This window comes from Paenibacillus sp. S150 (assembly GCF_019352175.1).
In the GTDB taxonomy this organism is placed as follows: Bacteria; Bacillota; Bacilli; order Paenibacillales; family Paenibacillaceae; genus Paenibacillus_AQ.
Genome location: NZ_JACBYI010000012.1, coordinates 139,654 through 163,887, shown reverse-complemented (window position 1 = coordinate 163,887; position 24,234 = coordinate 139,654). Strand labels below are relative to the sequence as shown.

The following is a 24,234-nucleotide window of genomic DNA, read 5'->3' as shown; positions in this document are numbered from 1 at the left end:
AGAGACAATACTTCATGCCATTGAGCAAGTGTCTCATGCCATGAAAGCAATGAAAAACGACGGAATAGATGAAATTTATCCGATCGGCCTGATTGATATCCATCTGTGGGAATGGCCGCAAGGAGTCGGTCTGTACGGCATGTATCAGTATTACCAGGAAACCGGGGACGCGGGGACCTTGCAATTTTTGCAGGACTGGTTTGACAAGCATATTACAGAGGGCTTGCCTGAAAAAAATGTCAACACCTGCGCTCCACTGCTGACGCTGGTTTCGTTATGCGAGTTGACCGGCAAGGAGCAGTACATCCGCATATGCGACGAGTGGAGCCGGTGGATATTTGACAGGGAGAACGGATTGATCCGGACGGGGGATAACGCGTTTCAGCATATGATTACCGGGGATTCCAATGACGGGCAGTTGCTGATCGATACTTTATTCATGTCCGTTCTGTTCTTAACCAAGGCAGGGGTATATTTTAAACGGCCGGAGTATGTGGAAGAAGCGAAAAAGCAGTTTCTGATTCACATCAAATATTTGTATGACCGTCATAGCGGACTGTTCTTTCATGGATGGGACTTCAACGGAAAGCATAATTACGGAGCGGTACATTGGGGGCGGGGCAACGGCTGGTACACCTGCGGGATCGTGGATTTCCTGGATATGGTGGAGCTGGAGGACGGGATCAAGCAGTATTTGCTGGATACGATGCAGCGCCAGGTTCAGGCTCTTGCCGGGCTTCAGGCGGGTAGCGGCATGTGGCATACGGTGCTGGACGACAGCTCGTCCTATGTGGAAACATCGTGTACGGCTGCTTACGGCTACGGTATTTTAAAAGCGGTGCGCAAGGGGTACCTGAATCAGCAATATTTGCCGGTCGGCCAAAAAGCGCTCCGGGCTGTGCTCCGCCGGATCGACGCCAACGGAGTGGTGCAGGAGGTTTCCTACGGCACTCCGGTGGGAAATGATGCGCAATTTTACAAAGATATCCCCGTATCCCCTATGACCTATGGGCAAGCATTAACACTCCTGATTCTAATAGAAGGACTGCATTGGGCCGGCACCTGCAAGTGAAAAACCTTATAAGCGGCGTTTTCCTTTTGCGGGAATGCGCCTTTTTCCAAAAAAGAATGTCATAAAATAATTAAAGAGGTGCATGCAGCGGATGAGAACAAGCCGTAAGCTATTATATGCAACTAATGGAGCCGATCATTTAGAATTGGTTACGAATGCCGCCAAATATCGAATTGTGCTGCTCACCAATGAAATCGTCAGAATTCGCTGTACCTTTGAGGAGCAATTTCCGGAGGAGGCCTCCTACACGCTTGCACTGACAGCCTGGGAGGATAAATTGGATGCATTCGTTCCCGAGCGGAGAAGAATTGAAGCTATTCCGGTTCAATATGACGATATGGGAACCCATCTGCTCTTGTCCATGGAGAAATTACGCATATTGATATATAAAGAGCCATTCGCCATTGAAATTACGGATGCGTCCGGAAATATGCTGCATGCCGATTTAAAAGAGAAAGCTCAGGCCAGAGATGCTCAGGGAAGGCTTTTTCACTACTCCTGCCTGGACGAACAGGATCATTATTACGCTTTCGGGGAAAAATCCGGATATTTGAACAAAAAGCACAGAAGGATGAGAATGAGCAACGTGGATACCATCGGATACGATTCCGAAATAACCGATCCATTATATAAGCATATTCCGTTCTATATTAAATTTAACGGCGGAAACGGGACTGCCAGCGGGATATTTTATCATAATTCCCATGAATCTGTATTTGATATGGGCTGTGAGCGGAGCGGCTACTGGAGTAACTATTCGTACTTTTGCGCAGAAGGCGGCGAATTGGATGTCTTCTTTATATATGGGCCGGCCATTAAAGATGTTGTCAGACATTACACGGATTTAACCGGAAAGACTATGCTGCCTGCCAAGTATTCTCTCGGATATATGGGGTCCACGATGTATTACACCGAATTGGAGCAGGATTCGGACAAAGCTATCCTGGGCTTTATGGATAAATGCAGGGAAGAGGGAATTCCATGCGACGGATTTTTCCTGTCCTCCGGTTATACCATCGGCAAAGACGGAAAAAGATATGGATTTCTCTGGAACAGGGACCGGTTCGGCAAGCCGCAGCAATTCGTTGAACAAATGGCGGAAAAGGGAGCGGCGCTGGCGCCAAACATCAAGCCGGGTATGCTGACAACCCATCCGTTGTACCGGGAATTTGACGAGGCCGGAGCCTATATCAGGGGACCGAAGGGAGAAACCTCACATGTTGACCGCTTTTGGGGGGGGCCGGCCTCTTTTGTCGATTTTACCAATCCCCGGGCCAGGGCTTTGTGGAAGCGGCATCTGAAGGCCTCTGTGATTTCACTGGGCATCAGCTCCATCTGGAACGATAATAATGAGTACGAAATTAATAATTCCAAGGCATTATGCCATTTCGAGGGCGAGCCGAAGACCATTGACGGCTTGAGGCCGATCATGCCGAATCTGATGGCGCAAGTGGCCCGGGAAGCTATAGCGGAGGTGGCCCCGGATGTGCGGCCGTATATCGTCAATCGGGCCGGCTTCGCCGGAATTCAGCGCTGCGCCCAAACCTGGTCGGGAGATAATAACACAAGCTGGAAAAGCCTGAAGTTCAATATTCCTCTTATGCTGGGCATGGGACTGTCCGGAGTTGCCAACCAGGGCTGTGATGTCGGCGGGTTTTTCGGTCCCGCTCCAGAGGCGGAATTGTTCGTAAGGTGGGTGCAGAACGGAATCTTTCAACCCAGGTTTTCGATTCACTCCTGCAATACGGACAATACCGTGACGGAGCCGTGGATGTATTCTGCCTGCACCCGGTATATCCGGGATGCCATCCGGTTAAGATACCGGCTGGTGCCATACTTCTATTCCCTGCTGTTCGAAGCTTCCACGGAAGGCTCGCCGGTCATGAGACCGCTGGTGTACGAATTTCAGCACGATGACCGGATATGGGATGAAAGCTTCGATTTCATGCTGGGACCCTCCATTCTGGTGGCCAATGTGCTTGAAAAAGGCGCCAGGACAAGGCAGGTATACCTGCCAAACGGGGCTGAATGGGTGGATTGGAATACGAGAATGAGATATGCCGGGGGACAAATGATCCAAATTGAAATTTCTATGGAGTCAATTCCAATGTTCTTGAGAAGCGGTGCTGTTGTGCCGTTGGCTCCCCGGCTTATGAACATTCATCAAGATGCGGTGGAACAGATGCATTTGCTGGTGGAGCCGTCTGAGGAAGCCGCTTTTGTCTGGTACGACGATGACGGCATCAGCAACAATTATAGGAAAGGAGAATACTTGAAGACAATGATCGGCATAAAAAAGGGCAGGGATACGCGAATAACATTTGTCCATGAAGGAAGCTACAGCCCCGGTTTGCAGACGATGGTTGTGGAGGTTCTCTGCAGGGACAGTGCTCCTGTTCAGGTAAGCTGGAAGGACAAGAAGCTGCGGAAGCTGCTTGATCCGAATGAATGGGATGCCGCCGAGGAAGGCTGGTATTATGACATGGAACAGCATGCCGCCAAAATCAAGCATGGCTATATGAGGGAGGATTACGAGATTTGCATTGATTTCGACGTTAAGGATTTAATCTCAATTTAGGCCTCGTGAAGCACGGGATCGGGAAAGATCCTGAGTAAGGCAGAGCTCAAAGGCATAAGAGGACAAAATTTCATCCATGTGCCTGACGCAAGGAGCCGTCCAGTTTTGGACGGTTTTCCTTTGAAAGATAAAAATCTATATGTTTCACGCTATGAATTATCCTTCTCTTTCCCGCTGTAGCGGATACCGTCCTATAAGGACGGCGCAGCCGTTTCTGCTTGTCCTAAGCAATCAATGTTTTGGTCTTTCAAAAAAGCTTTGCAATTAAAGAGAAAACCTGATATGATAACAAATGTCGCTAAAACGAGCGGATGAAATTAACTCCTAAGGATTCACCACGCTTAGGATATGGCGTTTTACGGCGAGGAGGTTCAAGTTCCTTCACGCGCACCATGTTTTGCGGACGTGGCTCAGCGGTAGAGCATCGCCTTGCCAAGGCGAGGGTCGCGGGTTCGATTCCCGTCGTCCGCTCCATAATTTTGCGCCCTTAGCTCAGCTGGATAGAGCGTTTGACTACGAATCAAAAGGCCGGGAGTTCGAATCTCTCAGGGCGCGCCATTTCATACTTCACGCATTATCCGAGTGACCTGAGACAGATTTGAACGAAAGAGTTCGTTGGAGCTTAAGCTTCGTGAGCATCTGCTTCGCAACCGGGCATGTAAGTGGCCGTATCTCTCAGGGCGCGCCATTAATACTTCTTGATTGATCAAAGTGACCTAAAGATTCGAATGAGTGAGTTCGTTGGAGCTTAATAATTAACGGGATGTAGCTCAGCTTGGTAGAGCACCTGGTTTGGGACCAGGGGGTCGCATGTTCAAATCGTGTCATCCCGATTTTACACCTGTGCGGGTGTAGTTCAATGGTAGAACTTCAGCCTTCCAAGCTGATAGCGTGGGTTCGATTCCCATCACCCGCTTAATTGTTAACGTGCTGAACCCTTGCGGAGCAAGGGTTTTTCTTTGTGTAATTATACTGCTGGGGGCGGAGATTAAGTGGAAAAAGTGCATTTAATTGGAATGAAAAGCCTGCGGTAGAGGGAATAGTGGGAAAAAGTAGAATTAATTTCGGCGTATTCCCCGGAAAGGGGGAGAATCGGATGATTTAGGTATCCTTTTTCCCACTAATGCTTGCGGAAAAGGGGATAGGTGGAGATTTAAGTTACCTTTTTCCACTTGGGCTTCCCGCCTGATTTCAGTGCGAAGGTCTGGAGGGCCACCGACTGCCTTAATTATGAAATCCCAAACAGCTGCGCTGTCCTGTGATGGGCGGCATAGCCCTTTTATTCAAAGATAAGAATTAATAGGTTACCGCTGTACATTATCCTTCTCTTCCCCGCTGAAACGGCTGCCTTCCCTTACGGACGGCAGCCGTTTCCACTTGTTCAATTATTTTAAATGTCAGGATTTATATTGCCGAAGGTTCCGGCCTGCTTATTTTTTAGTGCTATTCACTGTATTGTATGTTTGCTGGCAGTCAGGAGGTGAAGCGAACTGATATTATTATATTATTAGTGGCGAGCACAGGCGGCATGAATAACAGAAGCTAAGGAGCCCAATCGATGACTGACAAAGTAATACGAATCTTCAAGATTATCAACGCGATCCAGTCCAATCCCGGAATTATGGCCTCGGAGCTGGCGATCAGATGTGATGTGAACATTAGGACCATTTACAGGGATTTGGAGATCATCAGCCATTTTGCCCCTGTAACGAATGAAGGCCGGGGTACCGGCTATAGGTTCTTAGGGAAGTTCTTTCTGTATCCGCTGGATTTCTCCGAGCAGGAGGCGCTGGCCTTCTCTCTTTTGCCCTCTGTATTGAATCAGGATAAAATCCCCCCAGGCTTCCATACCGCCTATGACAAGGTCATGGGCACCCATCTGAAAGAAAAATCGAAACAAAATGGAATACTTGAAAATATTGCCGACATTATTCAAATGGGCAAACCTGCCTACCGCAAAGAGAGCCGGAACTTCCTGCAGCCGATTATCGGCGCGATACTGGAGCAGCGGAGCATCCGGGCAGTCTATCATTCCCAATCCCGCAATGCCCTTACACAGCGTGAGATTGATCCCTATTATTTGATTCCGCGGGACCAGCGCTTTTATCTGATCGGGTACTGCCATCTCAAGGGCGCGATCCGGACGTTCCGCATCAGCCGTTTTCATCAGGTGGAGGTGACGGACAGAAGCTTTAATAAAGGCGGTTTTAATATTAAAGGGTATTTGAAGAATACCTGGTCCATCGACCGCGGCAACAAGAACATCAAGTTCAAGGTGCGTTTTCATCCTGAAATCGCCCGGTATATTAAGGAGGAAGAGCTGTTCGTGCATCCGCGGATGAGCGATGAGCAGGACGGCAGCCTGCTGTTTGAGGTGACTGTCAATAATGAGAAGGAATTTACCAAATGGATTCTGCAATATGGTCCGAATGCGGAAATTCTGGAACCGGCCTCGGCCAGAGAAGGGCTGAAGGTGCAATTGGAGCAGTGGATGAGTCTGTATCAGAAGTGAGCAGGTCCGGTAAGCCGATGCGGGCGGAGACTACCGGACCGGCTATGAAGCGTTCCTTGAATCAAGTGCAGGTAATTTAAGCTTAGTATGCAACAAAAATAAACCCCGTCCCTTATGGCCGGGGCTTATTCGTGCAAATGCGTGAAGAGGTTACCCCCCTTGCGGCACAGTCAGGCCTAACCCTTCGGCTATGCGCCGGCCGAATTCGGGATCTGCCTTATAGAAATGGCCGATCTGGCGGAGCTTGATCTCCTCCTTCTCAACGGGGGCCATAGCGCCGACGATATTGCTGACCAGGCGGGCGCGTTCTTCTTCGCTGAGCAGCCGGTAGAGGTCACCGGGCTGGGTGTAGTGATCGTTGTGATCATAGGACACACTGTCGGCCTGGCCGGAGACTTCAAAAGCTGCCGGCTTATGCGCCGGCGACTCAGCCGCTCCGCCGAAGCTGTTCGGCTCATAGTAGACGGAACCGCCGCCGTTGTTTCCGTGGATCATCGCGCCGTCGCGCTGGTTGTTATTAACCTCGGCAATAGGGCGGTTAATGGGCAGCTGGTTATGGTTCGCACCTACACGGTAACGGTGGGCATCGCCATAGGCGAAGAGCCGGCCCTGCAGCATTTTGTCGGGTGAGGCCTCAATTCCGGGTACAAAGGAGCCTGGAGAAAAGGTAGCCTGCTCCACCTCTGCGAAATAATTTTCGGGATTGCGGTCCAGCACCATGCGGCCGACTTCAATCAGCGGATAATCCTTTTGCGACCAGACTTTGGTTACATCGAAGGGATCGAAGCGGTACGTATCGGCGTCCTCTACAGGCATAATCTGCACATGAAGTCTCCAGGCCGGGAAATCTCCCAGATCAATCGCATTGAACAAATCCTCTGTATGATAATCCGGATTCTCCCCGGCGATTTGTGCGGCAAGCTTTACGTCCAAATTTTTTATTCCCTGCTCAGTTTTGAAGTGGTATTTGACCCATACCGCAGCGCCCTCGGCATTCACCCATTTGAAGGTGTGGCTTCCGAAGCCGTGCATATGACGGAAAGTGGCCGGAATGCCGCGGTCTGACATCAGAATCGTCACTTGATGCAGCGACTCAGGCGAGAGGGACCAGAAATCCCAAACGGCATTGGGGTTCTTCAGATGGGTCTGGGGATGACGTTTCTGGGTATGGATGAAGTCAGGGAATTTAATGGCATCACGGATGAAAAAAACAGGCGTATTATTGCCGACCAGATCATAGTTGCCTTCCTCGGTATAAAATTTCACAGCAAAGCCGCGCGGGTCACGTACGGTATCGGCAGAGCCCAGCTCCCCGGCTACTGTGGAGAAGCGAATGAACATAGGGGTTCTTTTGCCCACCTCTGATAAAAATGCCGCCTTCGTATATTGGGACAAGTCCTGAGTGACTTCAAAGTAACCATGGGCTCCCGCACCCTTGGCATGAACTACACGCTCGGGAACGCGCTCCCGGTTGAAATGCGCCAGCTTCTCCAGCAAATGAACATCCTGCAGCAGCGTAGGTCCCCGGGACCCGGCAGTCATTGAATTCTGGTTGTCTCCCACCGGTGCGCCCCAACTTGTCGTCAGCTTATTATGGTTCTCGCTCATGTAAACATTCCTCCTAAATAGGATTTGATTTTAGATTAAGTATAAATACTATAATATCAAAAAAAATTCAAATTTCAATCCTAATTTAGAATTATTTTAAACAAGTGCGGGGATTCCGGCTTTTTCTGTTGTGCGGAGGCTTAGGGATGAACGATAATGAATTTGTTGGAATTTCATGGAGTTCATGCGTTAGGAGGAGACAGCATGCTGGACCGACTGATTACACTGCCGTTCACGATGACGGAGGATGAGCGCAGGGAGTTGCGGATATTTACGTTAAAAGAGAATATTTCCAGAGGCAGGCTCTTTGCCAAAATAATTATAGTCATTGAATCGGCTATGGCAGCGGTCGACCTGGCCGCATCCATTACCAAACTGCATGAAAGCTTTCATTTCAGCTTTTATTTTGTAATGTATATTTTCATGGTTGGACTGAATGCGGTTTTTCTGCTGGGTGCGGCGTCCTTTGAAAGAGATGTCAAACTGGCGGAGGGCAGCTACCGGCTGTACGAGAAGCTGTTCATCCTTTACGCGTATACTTTTGTGGTCTGGGGTGCTGTCGTTACATTGGCGGATCAGCGGCTCTACGGGCAGGTCATGGCTTTTGTCATTAACCTGGTGAGTATTTCCGTCATTTTTTATTTCAACAACAGGCTGGTATTGCGGCTGTATGGAGTCTCGGCGGGACTGCTGTATGTAGGCCTTCCTTTTTTCCAATCGTCATCGGATGTGCTGGTCGGCCATTACGTTAACCTGGCTTTGTTCCTTTTCTTCACCTGGATGGCGTCAAGAATTCTGTACGTGAACTTTTGCAGCAATTATTACAGCAGGATTCTGCTGGGCAGCAGCCACCGGAAGCTGGAGGAGCAAATCATTCAGAATGAAAAAGTACATCAGGAGCTGGCCCGGGCTAACGGGGAGTTGCAAAGGCTATCGCTTATGGATGCGCTGACGGAAATACCAAACCGCCGTGCCTTCGACCAAAGAATGCAGGAGCTGTTAAGCGAAGGTGAAAAGCTGCCCAGGCTGGTTGCCATACTCATGATAGATATCGATTATTTCAAGCCGTTCAACGACAACTACGGGCACGCTGAAGGAGACCGGATTATTAAAGAGGTGGCTCAGGTCATTCAGGCGGAAATGAAGGGGGCGCATCAATTTGCAGCCCGGCTGGGGGGCGAGGAGTTTGCGGTGGCTGCTTTTGATACCGGAGTGAACGAAGCGATGGAGCTGAGTGAAAGAATCCGCAGCCAGATTCAGCAAATGGCCGTTCAACACGAGTATTCCGAGGTCAGCTCCTATATTACCGTCAGTATTGGAGCAGCTGCGGGTGAGGCCGGTCATACCGGGGAGATTGCTGCGCTGATGGAACTGGCCGATCAGGGGCTATACAATGCCAAGACAGGCGGCCGCAACAGAGTAGCTGCAAGCGGGAATATGTAAATAGAGAGTGGGTTTTTGCATTATAACAATTCCCGCCTGCAGCCGCAGAGGCTGCGGGCGGGACAGCGCACCGTAATTTAACCTTTGATATACATCCGGCTGTAATATTCGTCCAGCATCCGTTTGCTCGCGAATTCGGTGCGGGTGGATTCGATGCTCTTGCGCATCATCTGCACCCATTTATCCTTATTTTCATAGAAAGTCGGGAGTACACGCTTCAGAAGCGTGCCGTACAGGGCATCGCTGTCATGCTGGTCGAGCACTGCAAAATCACCCGTTTCGAATCCGTCGCCGATCTGCCAGCCGTTCTCTCCGTCAATACAGGCTTCCGGCCACCAGCCGTCGAGGATGGAGCAGTTAAGGACGCCGTTCATGGCGGCTTTCATGCCGGAGGTGCCGCTGGCTTCCAGCGGGCGGCGCGGATTGTTGAGCCAAATGTCGGAGCCGCGCGTCAGCATTGCACCGATCGTCATATCGTAGTTTTCCAGGAACACCACGCTCTTCGGGTATTTTTTCATCATGGCTACGAGGTTCATGACAATTTTTTTGCCGTTGTCATCCAGCGGATGGGCTTTGCCGGAGAAAACGATTTGGATGCGGCCGCTCTCCAGATAAGGCTCGATAATCTCCGGCTGGGAGAAAATCAGGTCGCTGCGTTTGTATGGGGCAGCCCGGCGGGAGAAGCCGATGAGCAGATTGTCCGCATTCAGGGAAATTCCGGAGCGTTCTTCAATAAAGCCGATCAACTCGTTCTTGATCTCTTTATGGGCGGCCCACAGATCACCGTCTTTCTCAAAGGCCCGGGTTATCCGTTCATCCACCCAGGTAGGGGTATGAATGGCATTGGTGATCCCGATGATCTCCGATCTGCCGGCCACCTCCTTCCACATTTTGTTCGCGGTATCGGCATGAAGCTGGGCCACAGCATTGGAAATTCGCGACAGGCGCAGGCCGGCCACCGTCATATTGAACGGATCGCCGCCGATTCGCTCCATCTGGTCACGGGTTAAGCCGTTGAAAGCGCCCATATACTCCAGACGGTCGAGCGGATGCGTCTCGTTGCCTTCCTTGATCGGTGTATGTGTAGTGAACACAACCTCTTCCCGGGTAGCTTTCCAGGCTTCTTCAAAGGTGCTGCCGCCGGACATTTTTTCACGGATCAGTTCGATGGCAGCCAGCGCGGCATGCCCTTCATTGAAGTGGTAGACATCAATCGGAATCTGCAGCGCGCGCATGGCCTTTACGCCGCCGATTCCGAGGACAATTTCCTGAGCGATCCGCTCTTCGCCAAACCAGCCGTACAGCTGGCCGGTAATCCAGGCATCCCCGTTCTCCGGAATATCCGTATCCAGAAGATACAGAGGGTTATTGCCGAAGTGATCGGTCTTCCACACCTTGCAGACCACATCGATCTTGCGGACCTTAACGGTAACCTTCATCCCTGTATCCTCAAGAAAATCATAGACGTAATTGTGGTAGGAGTCGTAAGGATTGCCGTTTGCGTCAATCTTCTGATCGGTGTAGCCCTGCTTCCATTTCAGGCCGATGGGAATGACCGGAGCGCTGATATCCTTGGCACCCTTGATGTAATCTCCGGCCAGGATGCCCAGGCCTCCGGCGTACATTTTGAAGTCGGAATGCAGGCCGTATTCCATGCTGAAATAAGCTACTGACGGTAAATGGTTCTGGTTCACTTGATAAGCCTCCTAAATACGAATTAGAGTAGAAGCTGGCATTACTGCAGGCTTAATCTTAGGTGCAAACGTTTGCTCAAATGAATAAAGAGTTGTATGAAAGCGATTGCACACTTATTCTAGCACATCCGCAGCGAAAAAGCATACCGAAGTTTCTGTGAAGAAAATATTAAAAATTTGATTAAGCAGGCTCCAGGCCATAAGATAAGAAGGGGTATAAAAGGAAGCTGGGCAGCTTAACTCCTGGATTATGTAATCAAGTCGAAGAGAAATAAACTGATGGTGGTGGCCAAGTTGAGCATAGTGGTAATCGGAAGCTTGAATATGGATATGGTAGTGCGTACGGAACGGGCTCCGCAAGCCGGAGAAACCCTGTTCGGACAAAGGTTTGCGTTGTCTCCTGGCGGGAAGGGCGCCAATCAGGCGGCCGCTGCGGCCAGGCTCGGTGCCGAGGTGACGATGATCGGCAGAGTAGGCAGGGATGCATTTGGCAGCGAGCTGCTTGAGGTGATGCGGCAGGAGCATATACATACGCAGCATATTGTGGAGAGTGAAACGCAGGCAACCGGTGTGGCTTCCATTGTTGTGGACGGAGAAGGGGAGAACCGGATTATCGTTGTGCCCGGCGCGAATATAGAGATGGGTCCGGCGGATATTGCTGCGCTGGAGCCTGTGCTTAGCCAGGCGGATATTGTAGTGATGCAGCTGGAGACGGATATCCTTATGTGTGAACATGCTGCGGCTATGGCGGGCGGGCATGGAATTCCGGTGATACTGAATCCGGCTCCGGCGCAGGAGCTTGGCGATGATCTTCTGCAGCATGTAACTTACCTGACCCCCAATGAGACGGAGGCGGGCATCCTGGCCGGGATCGCCGTGAACAGTATAGATGATGCAGAGCAGGCAGCACGGATTTTATTGCAAAAAGGAGTACAAAACGTCATCGTGACGCTCGGCTCCAAGGGTGCATTGGTTGTGAATAAGGCAGGAAGCCTGCATATCCCCGGCTTCCCTGTCCAGGCTGTGGACACGGTAGCTGCAGGAGATTCCTTCAACGGTGCGCTGGCTGTGCAGCTTACAGGCGGGAAAACGCTTGATGAAGCGGTCCGGTTCGCCAATGCCGTCGGTGCGCTGGCCGTTGGCAAGCAGGGGGCGATTCCTTCGCTTCCGCGGCTGCCGGAGGTTGAGCGCTTCCTGAAGGAAGCTGCGGAATGGTAATATGAACTTAAACCTGGATATACGCTGATTTATAAGGAGCTGAAGGAAATGAGCGGCACAGTAACCGTTAGAAATATAGTCCTCGGTGAGGGCATCCCCAAAATCTGCGTTCCGCTGATGGGTGCCACGACGCCGGAGCTTGTGGCAGAGGCGGGGGCCTTGAAGGCGCTGGCACCCGATCTGGTGGAGTGGAGAAGCGACTATTTTGCCGAGGTGGAGGAGCTTGGGGCTGTCCGGCAAGCGTTGGCCGAAATCTCCTCCATCCTGCCGTACACTCCGCTGATTTTCACGTTCCGCAGCGCCAGAGAAGGCGGTGAGCGGGAGATCTCCACGGAATATTACCTCCGGCTGAATAAGGCGGCTGCTGAGAGCGGCCATGTGGATATCATCGATGTGGAGCTGTTCCATGAGGAGGAAGATGTCCGAGGACTGATTGCCGCCGCACATGCCTGCGGGGTGTTCGTGATTGTCTCGAATCATGACTTTCACGGAACGCCATCCCAGGAGGAGATTGTCTCCCGGCTGCGGAAGGCCCAGGAGCTTGGCGGGGACCTGCCCAAGATTGCCGTTATGCCAAACAGCGCCGGCGATGTACTTGCTCTGCTTGCCGCAACCAATACGATGCAGGAGCTCTATGCGGACCGGCCGATCATTACCATGTCCATGGCGGGTGAAGGTGTAGTCAGCCGTCTGGCAGGTGAAATCTTTGGCTCGGCGCTGACCTTCGGTGCGGCACATAAGCCCTCGGCGCCGGGTCAGCTGGCGGTAGCCGAGCTGCGCAGCGTGCTGGAACTGCTGCACCGCAGCCTGTAGGAGCTGCAGTGGCTTGAGCGTGCGGAAGCTGCATTATGACTGAATTGAAACGCCGGGTAACGGGATGCTCCCGATGCGGATGAGGGCGTCTCTTTTTGCAATACGCATCTCAGATATTTACGAAGAAGAGGGGGAAGGGACATGACGGAATCCATCCTGGTCGTAGAAGATGAAGAGAGGATCGCCACTCCATAATCTCTTCAGCCTCCGAATCTTTGTCAGCGTGTGCCAGGGCTGGACCGCTTCACTGTGACGCCGTGCAGGCAGCTGCTTGCAAAATCACTGTACACCTTTACGCAACGGCAATGTCAAACGTTAATTTTCAGCGAGAAACGTAAGATTGATATATAGCTTGAGCACTTATATTTGAAGCAAACAGCGGCAGTCTTCCTAGTATACCCGCTAGGAGAACTGCCGCTGGCTATGATTAAGTATGGAGGCGCACTATTTCTTGCCGAGCTGGGCCGCAAAATAAGCCTGCAGCTCCGCCAGCTTCCGGGGATCGGCCAAAGCATCTTCTCCGGGGAAGTAATGCTCGGCCACCAGCTCCCAGGTGGGAACGATCTTTTGCGCGTTCATGGCTTTGATCGCGATCTTGACGGTTTTGCGTTCTCTGGCGTTGGAGAAGGTGTCCACATAATGCTGGGAACGCTCAAAGTCCAGCTCCGGGAAGACGGCGCGGAAAATATCCGCGGTCATCCTGGCATCGTCCAGCGCGCGGTGCGCCGACCCGGAGGGCTCCAGCCCGAACAGGGCCATAGCCCCTTCGACGCTGATATCGTTGCTGAGGCCGCGGGCCCGCAGCACGCCTTTGAGCAGATCGAAGTAGGTGGCGGCGAGCCAGTAGGCATCGTCCATTTTGTGCATGCGTACATCCTGTATGATCCTTTTCATATCCTCGCCGCCCCAGGTCAGGAGCAGCACGCCGTCCGCGCTTTGATCAAGCCAGGCTTTAAAGGCGGTAATTACCTTGGGAAAGCGGTCGGCAACGTCGATATCCTCTTGGGGGATGCCGGTTTTTTTCTTAATGAACGAATTCAGGGTAGAGAAATATATGGGTTTGATCAAAGCCGAGAATTCATCCTTAACCTGCAAGGAAGCGTCTAACCGGACGGCTCCAATCTCAATGACCTCCATTGGGTGCTCGCTGGCAAATTTGCGGCCGTTGAATTCGATGTCCAGAATAATATAATCCACAGGTGAGGCCTCCGTTTCAGTGACTGGCGCTAAGATTGCCTGAAAATGCGCCGACCATTCTATTTTAACAAAAAAAACGCAGGAATGGGGAATTAGGCGAGCGGGAATGGATTCAAGGATAACGGATTGCACAAAAAGCACCGGCGCCCAATTGCAGCGCCGGTGCTTGATATGCAGGTCGCGGTGAAGCCGCCGTCATGCTCTGAAGCCGCCGGCCCTCTCACCGCTGCTGACGATCGTCCGCAGCTTATTCTTTGTTCTTCAGAAAAGCCTCCCACTGCGCTCCAATCTCGGCTTCGACCTTTTCGATGCCTGAGGCTTTGAGCTTGTCGATATAATCGCTGAGCACTTTGTCCGGCTCCACCGCTCCTGTCTCCAGCGCAGCTTCGAATTCATTCTTGACCGCGTTGATGTTCGCCATCTCTGCTTTGACTTTCTCTTCGCTGTACTGGAATCCGTTGCTGGCAGGCACAATAGCGTTGTCGTTCAGCTCAATCGTTTTCTCCCAGGTATCCGCGGCTTGCCCCGGCTTCAGGAAGGCGTTGAACTGGTTGCCGAAGACCCAGTCGCCGTTGGGGGCGTAACCCGAATTTTCAATGGGTGCGATATACTGCTCGCCGGTTTTGGTATAGTGCTTGCCTTCGATGCCGTTGCAGATCAGGTTATACAGGTATTGATCGGTGTTCAGCAGATTGATCAGCATGAGCGCACGTTCGGGATTTTTGGAGTTTTTGTTGATAACCTGAATTGCGCTGGCAATTCCGGTGAAATAGCTGTCGGAAATCGGTGCATAGATGACATCGTTGCCGCCGTTAATGGCCTTCTCACTGATCTCGCCCCCCGGCTTCGAGGTGAATTCGATGGCCACTGCGACGTTGCCCTTGTTTTTCAGATCATTGATATTCTGCAGCACGGGCGCATCCTGGTTGATGTATCCGGCCTTGAACCAGTCGTGCATCGTTTGAAAATATTCTTTTTTGCCCTCCAGCTGGGTGATCTTGGAGATCATCTTCATGTCGGGGTCGTCTTTCTTGTAAAATACCGGAGAGCCGTCGGCACCGACCTCGGTCCGGTCAATGTAAATCCCGTTGGAATTCTGGGCGAGGCCGAGCGGAATAATGCCTTTCTCGTTTTCCTTAAGTGTTTTGAGGAAGGGCCCGATGTCCTTATACGATTGAATGGAAGCGATATCCAGATTGTATTTATCGGCAAAACGTTTTTGAATAACGAAGCTCTTCTGCTTGGCGGCGATTTGGTAGACAGGAAATCCGTATACCTTGCCGTCGGCAGCTTTCATATCCGGCCAGAATTTATCGGGAATATTGGCCCGCGCTTCGGGCGCATATTTGCTGATCATGTCGCCGGTGATTTCCAGATAGGCCCCTCTGTCGATGTAAGGCTGATAGTTGCCCAGCCAGCCTTTGGAGCTGAAGGCGATGTCGAAGTTTTCCTGAGCGGCAAGCATCGCATTGAGCTTAGGCTCGTATTCGTCGAAGGTCAGCGGCTTGAGTTCAACCGTGGCATTGATTTTCTCCTTCAAATATTTGTTGATCTCGTCGTTGACCAGCTGCTGGTCAGGCCCAGGATCGGCGGCGACCGGATAGATGAAGGTCAGCTTAACCTCCGGCAGCCCGGAAGGGGCAGGTGAACCGGCAGGATCGGTGCTGGCCGCAGGCGCATTGGCGTCATTGCCCGGGGAAGCGGCACTGTTATTTCCATTGTCCGAGCAGGCGGCGAGGACGGCCAGGCACAGCAGGAACAGGCAGAGCTTCAGAGCGATTGCTTTGGCAGGTTTGGTCATGGATGAACCCTCCATTTATCTGATTAATAAGGCTACTCCTTCAGGGAGCCGACGGTAATGCCCTTGACGAAATACTTTTGAAAGAACGGAAAGATCAGCAGCATGGGACCGCTTGCGACGATCGCCATGGCCATCCGGACCGACTTGGTCGGGAAGCTCGCGTATTTCAGCTTATCCGAGACCTCCGCCATCGGAGAGTTGGCCAGGAAATCGGCCTGGGACAGAATCCGCACGAGCAGCAGCTGCAAAGGGATGAACTTGTCATTGTCGATAAAGAGCAGCGCATTGAACCATTCGTTCCAGTAGCCGAAGGAAATCAACAGACCCAGCGTAGCCAGGGCGGGTGTGGACAGCGGCAGGATAATCCGGAAGAAAATGCGGAATTCCCTGGCCCCGTCAACCTTGGCGGACTCGATGATTTCCTTGGAGATTTTGTCCAGAAACCCCTTCATAATCATTATGTTGAAGGGGCTCAGCAGTCCCGGAATGATCAGCGCGGCCAGAGTGTTCTTGAGATGCAGATACTGCGTCATAAGAATGTAGAACGGAATCAGCCCGCCGTTGAACAGCATCGTGAAGAAGACAAAAAAGGTGAGCTGGCGGTTATAGCGGAAATCCCTGCGGGCGAGCGGATAGGCCATCATGGCCGTCAGCAGCAGCGAGAGCAGCGTGCCGACCACAGTAATCAGTATCGTTACCCCGTATCCGTGCAGCAGGGTAGCCGGCTTCTCAAAGACAATCCGGTAAGCCTCGAAGCTCCATTCCTTGGCAATGAAGTGGTAGCCGAACTGGCTTAAGGAATCCTCCGAGGTCAGCGAGATCGAGACGATGAGCACGAACGGCAGCGCGATAATCAGGCAGACAATGATGAAGAAGATATTAATGCCGGCGTTGGACGGCTTGGAAGGTGCGGAATTCATAATAAAACGGCCTCCTGTTCAAAAAAGTGCGCTGTCATTATCGATGCGCCGGACGACATAGTTGGCAGTTACAACCGTGATGAGTCCCACTACCGACTGCAGGAAACCGACGGCCGCAGCAGAGTTGATGTCGCCCAGCTTCGTCAGTGCCCGGTATACGTACGTATCGATAATGTCTGTGGTCGGAAAGTTCGGCCCCACGTTGTTCGGCAGGAAATAGTGCAGGCCGAAATCACCGCGGATGATGTTGCCGAGCCCCAGAATAAATAAAATAATGATCAGCGGCTTGAGCAGGGGCAGCGTAATTCTTCTCATCATCTGGACACGGGTTGCGCCGTCGAGCGTGGCCGCTTCATAGTAATCCGGGTTAATCCCGGTAATGCCCGCGTAATAAATCAGGGTCGAGAAGCCGATGCCCTTCCAGAGCGAGACCAGCGGAAGAATGAAAATCCATGGAGCAGTCTCCAGATACCAGTTGTGGGGTTCCACGCCCAGGTAGCCCAGCAGGGTGTTGAGATAGCCGTTCTGAAAGTCAAGGAAAGCGTTTCCAACATAACCTACGATGACCATTGAGATAAAAAAAGGCAGGAACATCGTCGTCTGATAGACTTTGACCAGCCGCCCGGACAGCTCACCCAGGAGCAGGGCAAGCAGCAGTGCCGCAACCGTTCCCAGAATGATATAGGAAAAGTTGTATAAAAGCGTATTGCGGATAATACGGAAGGCATCCTGCGCCTTAAAGAGAAACTCGAAATTCTGCAGCCCTACCCATTTGCTGCCGAAAATGCCCTGGTCATACCTGAAATACTTAAATGCCAGAATCAGACCCACCATTGGAAAGTAAGCAATAACAAGCTTGAACAATATACCGGGCAAGGCGAGCAGCAGCAGCTCGCGGTTCTTGCGCAGATGTCTGAATTCGCTTGTAATCCATCTAAGAACGGCGGGCTGCTTATGGCCTGTGCCCTTATGGATTGCGCCCAGCTTGACCGGCTCAGGCTTCCCCATCTTTTTCTCCTCCTCCATTCCTGTGATGAGACCATCATGCCATGATGCTGAGGCGGGAGCTACAATCACATCTTCGAAAAGCTGTGCGGCAGGGCTGTAAAAAATCAGAATTGATGTTTTTTCTTTGAATGAGGGCTCAGGAAAGTGATTTTTTGATCCGGTAATCCTTTGGCGTGGTTCCGAATTTGCCTTTGAAGAGACGGAAAAAGTAGCTCTGGTTGGCATAGCCGCATTTGTCCATGATTTCGGCGATCGTATAATTGCTCTTCAGCAGCAGGTCCTGCGCATGCCGCAGCCTTACATCATTGATGTATTCCGTAATGGATACACCGCAGCTCTCCTTAAAGAGCTTGCCGACATAGGCGGAGGTGAGCTTGACGTTGGAGGCAATGGATTGCTGGCTTAAATTCAGGTCCGCGAATTTCTGCCCGATCACTTCCTTGACCGTACCGATGATGAGTTCATTGCGCTCGGGACTTACCGGCCGCTGGCCTTCGCATATTTTGGCGCAAAACGCCAGAAGGGCAACGTAAATCTCATCGAGCGTTTCATGCTTCTGGGGAATTCTGTAAATCTGGTCAATATCCAGGTTCAAGGTCGCAACCCGGTTGTTCATGATGTCCGCCGCCGTATTCTGCACCACCCACGCCAGGTCCGATACGGCCCGTCGCATCTCTTCATATTGGAATACAGCCAGAAGAGAGAAGGCCTTCTCCAGCTCGCTGCCGGCCGCCGTAAGCTGACCCTTCTTCAGGGCTTCCGACAGCTTCCGCTCAATATCGGGCGGAAGCGACTTCCGTGTGTTTGCCAGATTCCCGCGGACCTCCTCGGGCGTAACAACGCATTTGTATCCGGCAGCAAAGGTGTACAGAGACAACTGATAGGCCTGATAGTAGGCCGAGGAGAGCTGCGGCAGCTGGGAGATTGATCCGCTGACGCCGCAGGACAGCGACAGGCCGTAATACTGCTCGATCGTATCCTGAATTTCTCTGATCAAGGGTTTGACATTCCCGAAATCGGACCCATTCCCCGCTGCCGATACGGCAAGCACGATATGGCCGCCTTGAAGATCTACGGCTTCGCAGGAATAAGCGCGGGACATGATCTCCTGGGCAATATTGACGAGGGCGAAGCTGTGCAGCTTCTTGGAGGAAGCCGGGGTAGCAGAATCATAGGCGGCGTAGCGGTCAATCCGCAGCACGCATACGAGCAAGGATGCACGGAGCGAAATGTGCAGTCCGTGTTTCTCGATCAGCAGCTGCATGTCATTATGGGAGAACATGCGGCTGTCGGTGAGGAATTTGCGGAAATAGTATTTGTTCACGATCTGCTCGGAGGTGATTTCCTGCAGCTTCTCGGACATGAGCCGGTAATGCTCGCTCATCAGCTCAAGCTCGTTGCCGCCCTTCAGCCCGTCCTGCTTGCCGCCTGCAGTCTGGGTGCGAATCCGCCGCAGCATGTTTTCGATAGGATCATAGAGCTTATAGGACAGCCAGATGGAAACGGCTATGGACAGCAGGAGGAACAGACCCGTAATCAGCAGCGATTTGCTGCGGGCTTCTGCCACTTCCTTCATGACGGATTTGTACGGCTGGATATACAGAATCGTCCAGTCCCCGATCCCGTCCATATAGGTGATAATGCTCTTCTCCCCGCCGGTACCGCCGATAAATGAACCGGAATGTCCGCTGTGGGCTGCCATGTTACGCTGAAGCATCTCCGTAATGGCCGCCTGGTCCAGGCTGCCCGTCCGGGCAGGCTTTTCATTGGACAGCAGCTGGCCGTCCGAGGTCTGGATGTAGATTTGCCCCTGTGCCTGATTGCCGGCGTTATTCAACCGGCTCAGGCTGTCAAAGATCCAGCCGGATTCGATATATAGAATCAGTGCCGAACGGTCGCCGGTAAACGGCAGATAAGCATCGGTTACGATGAAGGCGAAGGCATCGGTCCGCCCGTCGTCTTGTTCAAGGCTGACGGGAATGAGCCGGGAGGTGGGATGCGGCTGCGGAGGCTGAAGCAGCCAATCCGCCATTTTCGCTTTTGTAACCCCGCCGTCAACCAAAAAGTCGCTGGTGGAGCCGTACAGCTCTCCGCTCGAAGCATTATAGACGGCGATGGAATGCAGAAATGAGGAGCTTTTCATCAAATTGGACATTTCGCGGTAGCCGCGGATGTAGTCCATCTGGGGCAGCGGTTTGGAGAACAGAAGCGGAATCAGCAGATTATCGTTATAGGCGAAGGTGGACAGATGGGTGATAATTTCATTCATATAAGAAAGATTGTACTCTGTTTGCGTCAGCACCTTCAGATTGGAGCTCTCCTGCACATTTTTGATCGACCGTTCCAGCACATAGGTATTAACGATGGATAACCCTGTCAGAATAAGGGCCATGGCAAGCATGATGGAGAACATGACGGTCTGGAAATATTTTTTCGATTTATAAAATGAGAACGGTTTCATGAGTTCAGCCCCTTTGCCGCGGACTTGATGGAGAAGCTACTCTATAGTTGTAAACAAAAATGAATAGGGGTGCAAGGCTTTTTGTGCGGCATCCGGGGTAATTCTTAAAAAATAAAGCTTTTGATAAATTGAACAGTATCCCGCTCCCAGATTCTATGGCAAGATTAGGGGGAGATGTCCCGGGAGGCGGATAAGTCTGCCCGAGGGCGGCATCTGCAGCCGATTCAGAAATGAAGGGGAGGGATTTACGAAGATGATAAGCAAGCTCAAACACGCCTCAAAACTGAAAATGCGGGTGCTGTGCGTTCTAAGTGCCATTTCGATTGTCCTGCCGGCAGTACCGGCACCGACGGCTTTTGCCGCGACAGTAAATGTAACCGCTTACGGTGCGAATGGCGCAGACACGGCTGATGATAAAGCGGCGGTTCAAAGTGCCATAAACGCAGCGGGCAGCGGGGACACGGTACTCTTTCCGGCGGGTACTTATTATTTATCCGGAACGGTTAACGGCAAGTCCGGAGTCAAGATTGCAGGGGCCAGCCGGGATACAACTATCATCAAGTTCACCCCCGGAGCTACGGCTTCCGCCTTCTTCTACCTGCATAATGCGGTCAACGCGGAAGTAGCGGACATGACACTTGACGGCGGCAACAATACGGCGGCGCAGTCGGCGGTCACCTCCGAAGACAGCGACGGCAATAAAATGCGCAATTTACGGGTCAAGGATTTTGTAGCCTCCAGCGGCTTCGGACCCTTTGCGCTATATGCCATCAACTCCACCCATCTCGAGATTTCCGGCAATATCATAAGCAACAGCGGCGTCAATTCCGATTGGGGGGCCGGGGTGCGGGCCGGATGGGGCTCCAGCTATGCGCTGATTGAGAACAACACCATTTCGGATACCGGCCGCGGCGGCATATTCGTGAATGACGACAGTCCTTACGCAATTGTCCGGGGAAATACAATTACCGGCACCGGCAAAAAGATGGAAGGGCTCGGCATCGAGCTGCATACGAATGTCGATTATTCTCTCGTCGAGAATAATAATGTCGACCATTGGATCAGTACCGTCCGCTCGAAATATATCGCAGTGCGGAACAATGTGGTCAAGGCGACGGACGGCTCCGTCGGCAACATGGGGCTGGAGGTTATGGTCGATCACGGCGTGACCTCCGGCAATCTGGTGGACGGCGGCCAGCAGGTGGGGATGCAGCAGTCTCCCGGTACCGGCTACCAGCTGTGGAACTACAATACGGTTCAGAACATTGTCATGTGGGGCATGCAGCTGCAGGGGGCCGGTACAGGCGCAACTGAGCAATATCAGTATTTCTATAAAAACACGTGGAGGAACGGCCCGGTCGGCAACCCGGCAGCCGCCTATCCCGGTTATGACGGCAACGCTGTCCGCATCCATGGAGACACGAAGAACATTACCTTTGACAGCAACCAGATCCTCAATAACGGAAGAAAGGCCATTGAGATTACATCGGCTTCCGGTGTGGATCGTCTAAGCTTCATTAATAACACCATTACAGGCAACGGGGGACCGTCCATTGATCAGTATCCGTCGTCTGCGGCTGATCTGGAATGGAGCGGCAATACGGTCAGCGGCAACGGCACCAATACGCAGCTGACCAGCCGCGGCTTCAGTGATCCGAAGCCTGTGGCCAATTTCACCGCACCGCTCACGGTCCAGCTCGGCCAATCCGTCACGTTCACCAACACCTCCACAGACAACGGGACGATTGTTGAGAATCTGTGGGACCTTGGGGAAGGCATTCCGGTTACGGCGGTGAGTCCGACTTATACGTACCAGAAGGCAGGCACCTACCATGTCATTCTTGGCGTCTGGGATAACGGCGGCCGTGCGGGCGTGAAGGAGCAGACCATCACCGTCAATGCCGGACCTCCGGATACCACGGCGCCTACGGCGCCCTCAAGCCTAAGCTCGCCTGCGAAGACGGACACCAGCGTGAGCCTGGCATGGGCGGCATCGACCGATAACGTCGGCGTTTACGGCTATAATATTTACAAAAACGGTGTAAGCGCAGGTTCTACAACAGGCGCAAACGCAACCTCCTATACTGTAACCGGACTTACAGCCAATACCGCCTACAGCTTCACGGTTAAGGCGGTTGATGCGGCGGGCAATGTGTCGGCGGCAAGCAGCGCCCTGAGCGTGACCACCAACGCCCCGGACACTTCAGCGCCAAGCGCTCCGGCGAATCTGGCTTCGCCAGCGAAAACAGACATAAGCGTGAGCCTGACCTGGAGCGGCTCGACCGACAATATCGGCGTCACGGGCTACAATATTTATAAAGACGGCGTGCTGGCCGGCTCCACGACGGGGGCTTTAAGCTTTGAAGTGACCGGCCTGAGCGCAAGCACGGCCTATAACTTCACCGTCAGAGCGAAGGACGCGGCGGGCAACCTGTCGGCAGCCAGCAATACGCTGAGCGTAACGACACTGGTTTCTTCGGCCAATTGGGTGCATTGTGCGGGCGAAAATAATCCGTGCAGCTTTACGGGCACCAAGCAGGTGCGCTTTGGGGCGAACAGCAGCTACGCCTACGGGACCTTTACGAATACCGTCATGTGCTCGACGAACGGCTTCGGCACTGATCCGGCCGTCGGCTATTACAAAACCTGTGATGTCAACGAAGGAGGAAGCGGCAACCCGGGACCCAGTCCTAGCCCGACACCGACACCAACACCGACACCAACACCGACACCGACACCAACATCCGGTCCCGGCGATACACAGGCTCCCAGTGTCCCGAACAATCTGAGTGCGCCGTCAAAAACCTCGACGAGCGTTACTCTAAGCTGGAGCGCGTCCACCGACAATGTCGGCGTAACCGGCTATGACATATACCGGGGGACCACGCTTGCCGGTACGGCCGCCGGCACGAGCTTTACAGTGAGCGGCCTGAGCGCAGGCACGGCTTACAGCTTCACGGTTAAGGCCAGAGACGCAGCGGGCAATGTCTCGGCAGCCAGCAGTGCGCTGAGCGTCACCACAGATGCTGCTCCCGGCGGCCCAACCCAGACCGGCACGATTACCCGGGAATACTGGAGCAATATTGCCGGAAGTTCAGTTTCCAGCATTCCGGTGAGTACAACACCGACGGGAGTTACGGCACTTACCAGCTTCCAGGCACCCTCCAACTGGGCCGACAGCTACGGGGAGCGCGTCAGAGGATATATAGTGCCAACAGTAACCGGGGTCTACCAATTCGCGATTGCCGGAGACAATGACTGTGAGCTGTGGCTCAGCACAACGGACAGCGCCGCGGATAAAGTCAAAATCGCCAGCATAGCCGGATGGACGCCCGCCGGCAATTGGAACTATCAGTCCTCGCAGAAATCCGGCCAGATTACATTGACGGCTGGACAGCGCTATTACGTGGAGGCGCTGCATAAGGAAGACCAGGGAGATGACTCTCTGGCTGTAGCCTGGACCACCCCGGGCGGGGGTTCGGCATTTACCGTGATCGACGGTGCGCATCTGGCTCCGATTCAATAAATCCGGCGGAGTTTATCGGAATGACGGGAGGCTTTCGCAGCGGCTGCTGGCCGGCGGAAGCCTCTTTTGCGCTTGTTAAGAAAATATTAATTTCCTTTATGGCGGATAAGGTGTGCAAAAGTTGAGGATAAGTTAAACTGCGTGGAATTAGTGCACTTGAATAGCGGGAAAAAGTAAATTTAATTTAAGCGTATTCCCCTGAATGGGGGGGGAATTGGAAGGTCCCGGGCAAGCTTAATATTGAAATCCCAAACGGCTGCGCTGTCCAGTGAAGGACGGTGTAGCCGTTTGGTGCAGGAATAGAACAGTAAATCGGAAAAAATACAGCCGGATTATGAGCAAGTGCAACATTGAACAGTAGAATCTGCGGCGCAGCCCCCGCA

The 24,234-nt window shown here is 52.5% G+C and carries 14 protein-coding genes and 4 tRNA genes; 11 read left to right on the top strand and 7 right to left on the bottom strand.

Annotated features, from left to right (window positions below):
* The first annotated feature begins 40 nt into the window (after window positions 1–40).
* From bglB to HYD27_RS13805, 7 genes are all read left to right on the top strand, one after another.
* Window positions 41–1,072: a beta-galactosidase BglB gene (gene bglB / locus HYD27_RS13835; RefSeq protein WP_219216034.1), complete on the top strand. Its 1,032-nt coding sequence runs from the start codon at window positions 41–43 to the stop codon at window positions 1,070–1,072.
* Between the two features lie 91 nt (window positions 1,073–1,163).
* Window positions 1,164–3,650 carry a glycoside hydrolase family 31 protein gene (locus HYD27_RS13830; RefSeq protein WP_219216031.1) on the top strand — a complete coding sequence of 829 codons (2,487 nt, stop codon included), beginning with the start codon at window positions 1,164–1,166 and terminating at the stop codon, window positions 3,648–3,650.
* A gap of 399 nt (window positions 3,651–4,049) precedes the next feature.
* Window positions 4,050–4,124 (top strand) — tRNA-Gly (locus HYD27_RS13825).
* Between the two features lie 7 nt (window positions 4,125–4,131).
* Window positions 4,132–4,208, top strand: a tRNA-Arg gene (locus HYD27_RS13820).
* A 201-nt stretch (window positions 4,209–4,409) separates the two neighbouring features.
* A tRNA-Pro gene (locus HYD27_RS13815) sits at window positions 4,410–4,483 on the top strand.
* Between the two features lie 12 nt (window positions 4,484–4,495).
* A tRNA-Gly gene (locus HYD27_RS13810) sits at window positions 4,496–4,566 on the top strand.
* 642 nt (window positions 4,567–5,208) lie between these two features.
* Window positions 5,209–6,162 (top strand): helix-turn-helix transcriptional regulator, encoded by a 954-nt coding sequence (locus HYD27_RS13805; RefSeq protein WP_219216030.1) that lies wholly within the window; start codon window positions 5,209–5,211, stop codon window positions 6,160–6,162.
* Between the two features lie 150 nt (window positions 6,163–6,312).
* Here HYD27_RS13805 and katA read toward each other — a convergent pair whose 3' ends face one another.
* Window positions 6,313–7,770 (bottom strand): catalase, encoded by a 1,458-nt coding sequence (katA, locus tag HYD27_RS13800; RefSeq protein ID WP_219216028.1) that lies wholly within the window; start codon window positions 7,768–7,770, stop codon window positions 6,313–6,315.
* A 204-nt stretch (window positions 7,771–7,974) separates the two neighbouring features.
* On the opposite strand from katA, the gene HYD27_RS13795 reads away from it, so the two are divergent.
* Entirely contained in the window at window positions 7,975–9,213 is a 1,239-nt protein-coding gene (locus HYD27_RS13795; RefSeq protein ID WP_219216025.1) for a GGDEF domain-containing protein, read from the top strand.
* A gap of 77 nt (window positions 9,214–9,290) precedes the next feature.
* Here the strand turns inward: HYD27_RS13795 and glgP are convergent, their stop codons facing one another.
* Complete coding sequence (gene glgP, locus HYD27_RS13790; protein ID WP_219216023.1) at window positions 9,291–10,907, bottom strand: alpha-glucan family phosphorylase; 1,617 nt, start codon at window positions 10,905–10,907, stop codon at window positions 9,291–9,293.
* A 285-nt stretch (window positions 10,908–11,192) separates the two neighbouring features.
* On the opposite strand from glgP, the gene rbsK reads away from it, so the two are divergent.
* Together rbsK and aroD are read left to right on the top strand one after the other, a co-directional pair.
* Window positions 11,193–12,125 (top strand): ribokinase, encoded by a 933-nt coding sequence (gene rbsK / locus HYD27_RS13785; RefSeq protein ID WP_309242062.1) that lies wholly within the window; start codon window positions 11,193–11,195, stop codon window positions 12,123–12,125.
* A 48-nt stretch (window positions 12,126–12,173) separates the two neighbouring features.
* Window positions 12,174–12,938: a type I 3-dehydroquinate dehydratase gene (aroD, locus tag HYD27_RS13780; protein WP_219216019.1), complete on the top strand. Its 765-nt coding sequence runs from the start codon at window positions 12,174–12,176 to the stop codon at window positions 12,936–12,938.
* A gap of 444 nt (window positions 12,939–13,382) precedes the next feature.
* Here the strand turns inward: aroD and HYD27_RS13775 are convergent, their stop codons facing one another.
* From HYD27_RS13775 to HYD27_RS13755, 5 genes are all read right to left on the bottom strand, one after another.
* Complete coding sequence (locus HYD27_RS13775) at window positions 13,383–14,135, bottom strand: 3'-5' exonuclease (protein WP_219216016.1); 753 nt, start codon at window positions 14,133–14,135, stop codon at window positions 13,383–13,385.
* Between the two features lie 247 nt (window positions 14,136–14,382).
* The gene (locus HYD27_RS13770) at window positions 14,383–15,936 is read right to left on the bottom strand and encodes an ABC transporter substrate-binding protein (RefSeq protein WP_219216014.1); all 1,554 of its coding nucleotides are present in this window, start codon (window positions 15,934–15,936) and stop codon (window positions 14,383–14,385) included.
* 32 nt (window positions 15,937–15,968) lie between these two features.
* Entirely contained in the window at window positions 15,969–16,856 is an 888-nt protein-coding gene (locus HYD27_RS13765; RefSeq protein WP_219216013.1) for a carbohydrate ABC transporter permease, read from the bottom strand.
* 18 nt (window positions 16,857–16,874) lie between these two features.
* Window positions 16,875–17,864 (bottom strand): ABC transporter permease subunit, encoded by a 990-nt coding sequence (locus HYD27_RS13760; protein WP_228745121.1) that lies wholly within the window; start codon window positions 17,862–17,864, stop codon window positions 16,875–16,877.
* A 136-nt stretch (window positions 17,865–18,000) separates the two neighbouring features.
* Window positions 18,001–20,325 (bottom strand): AraC family transcriptional regulator, encoded by a 2,325-nt coding sequence (locus tag HYD27_RS13755; protein WP_219216009.1) that lies wholly within the window; start codon window positions 20,323–20,325, stop codon window positions 18,001–18,003.
* Window positions 20,326–20,578: 253 nt separating this feature from the next.
* Between HYD27_RS13755 and HYD27_RS32020 the strand changes: the two genes are divergently transcribed.
* Complete coding sequence (locus tag HYD27_RS32020) at window positions 20,579–23,851, top strand: fibronectin type III domain-containing protein (protein WP_228745120.1); 3,273 nt, start codon at window positions 20,579–20,581, stop codon at window positions 23,849–23,851.
* Window positions 23,852–24,234 lie beyond the last annotated feature (383 nt).

What these genes read in the sequence shown, in the direction of transcription:
- bglB (WP_219216034.1), top strand. Translation starts at nt 41, where the DNA reads ATGAAAGCAATGAAAAACGACGGAATAGATGAAATTTATCCGATCGGC.
- HYD27_RS13830 (WP_219216031.1), top strand. Translation starts at nt 1,164, where the DNA reads ATGAGAACAAGCCGTAAGCTATTATATGCAACTAATGGAGCCGATCAT.
- HYD27_RS13805 (WP_219216030.1), top strand. Translation starts at nt 5,209, where the DNA reads ATGACTGACAAAGTAATACGAATCTTCAAGATTATCAACGCGATCCAG.
- katA (WP_219216028.1), bottom strand. Translation starts at nt 7,770, where the DNA reads ATGAGCGAGAACCATAATAAGCTGACGACAAGTTGGGGCGCACCGGTG.
- HYD27_RS13795 (WP_219216025.1), top strand. Translation starts at nt 7,975, where the DNA reads ATGCTGGACCGACTGATTACACTGCCGTTCACGATGACGGAGGATGAG.
- aroD (WP_219216019.1), top strand. Translation starts at nt 12,174, where the DNA reads ATGAGCGGCACAGTAACCGTTAGAAATATAGTCCTCGGTGAGGGCATC.
- HYD27_RS13770 (WP_219216014.1), bottom strand. Translation starts at nt 15,936, where the DNA reads ATGACCAAACCTGCCAAAGCAATCGCTCTGAAGCTCTGCCTGTTCCTG.
- HYD27_RS13765 (WP_219216013.1), bottom strand. Translation starts at nt 16,856, where the DNA reads ATGAATTCCGCACCTTCCAAGCCGTCCAACGCCGGCATTAATATCTTC.
- HYD27_RS13760 (WP_228745121.1), bottom strand. Translation starts at nt 17,864, where the DNA reads ATGGGGAAGCCTGAGCCGGTCAAGCTGGGCGCAATCCATAAGGGCACA.
- HYD27_RS13755 (WP_219216009.1), bottom strand. Translation starts at nt 20,325, where the DNA reads ATGAAACCGTTCTCATTTTATAAATCGAAAAAATATTTCCAGACCGTC.
- HYD27_RS32020 (WP_228745120.1), top strand. Translation starts at nt 20,579, where the DNA reads ATGATAAGCAAGCTCAAACACGCCTCAAAACTGAAAATGCGGGTGCTG.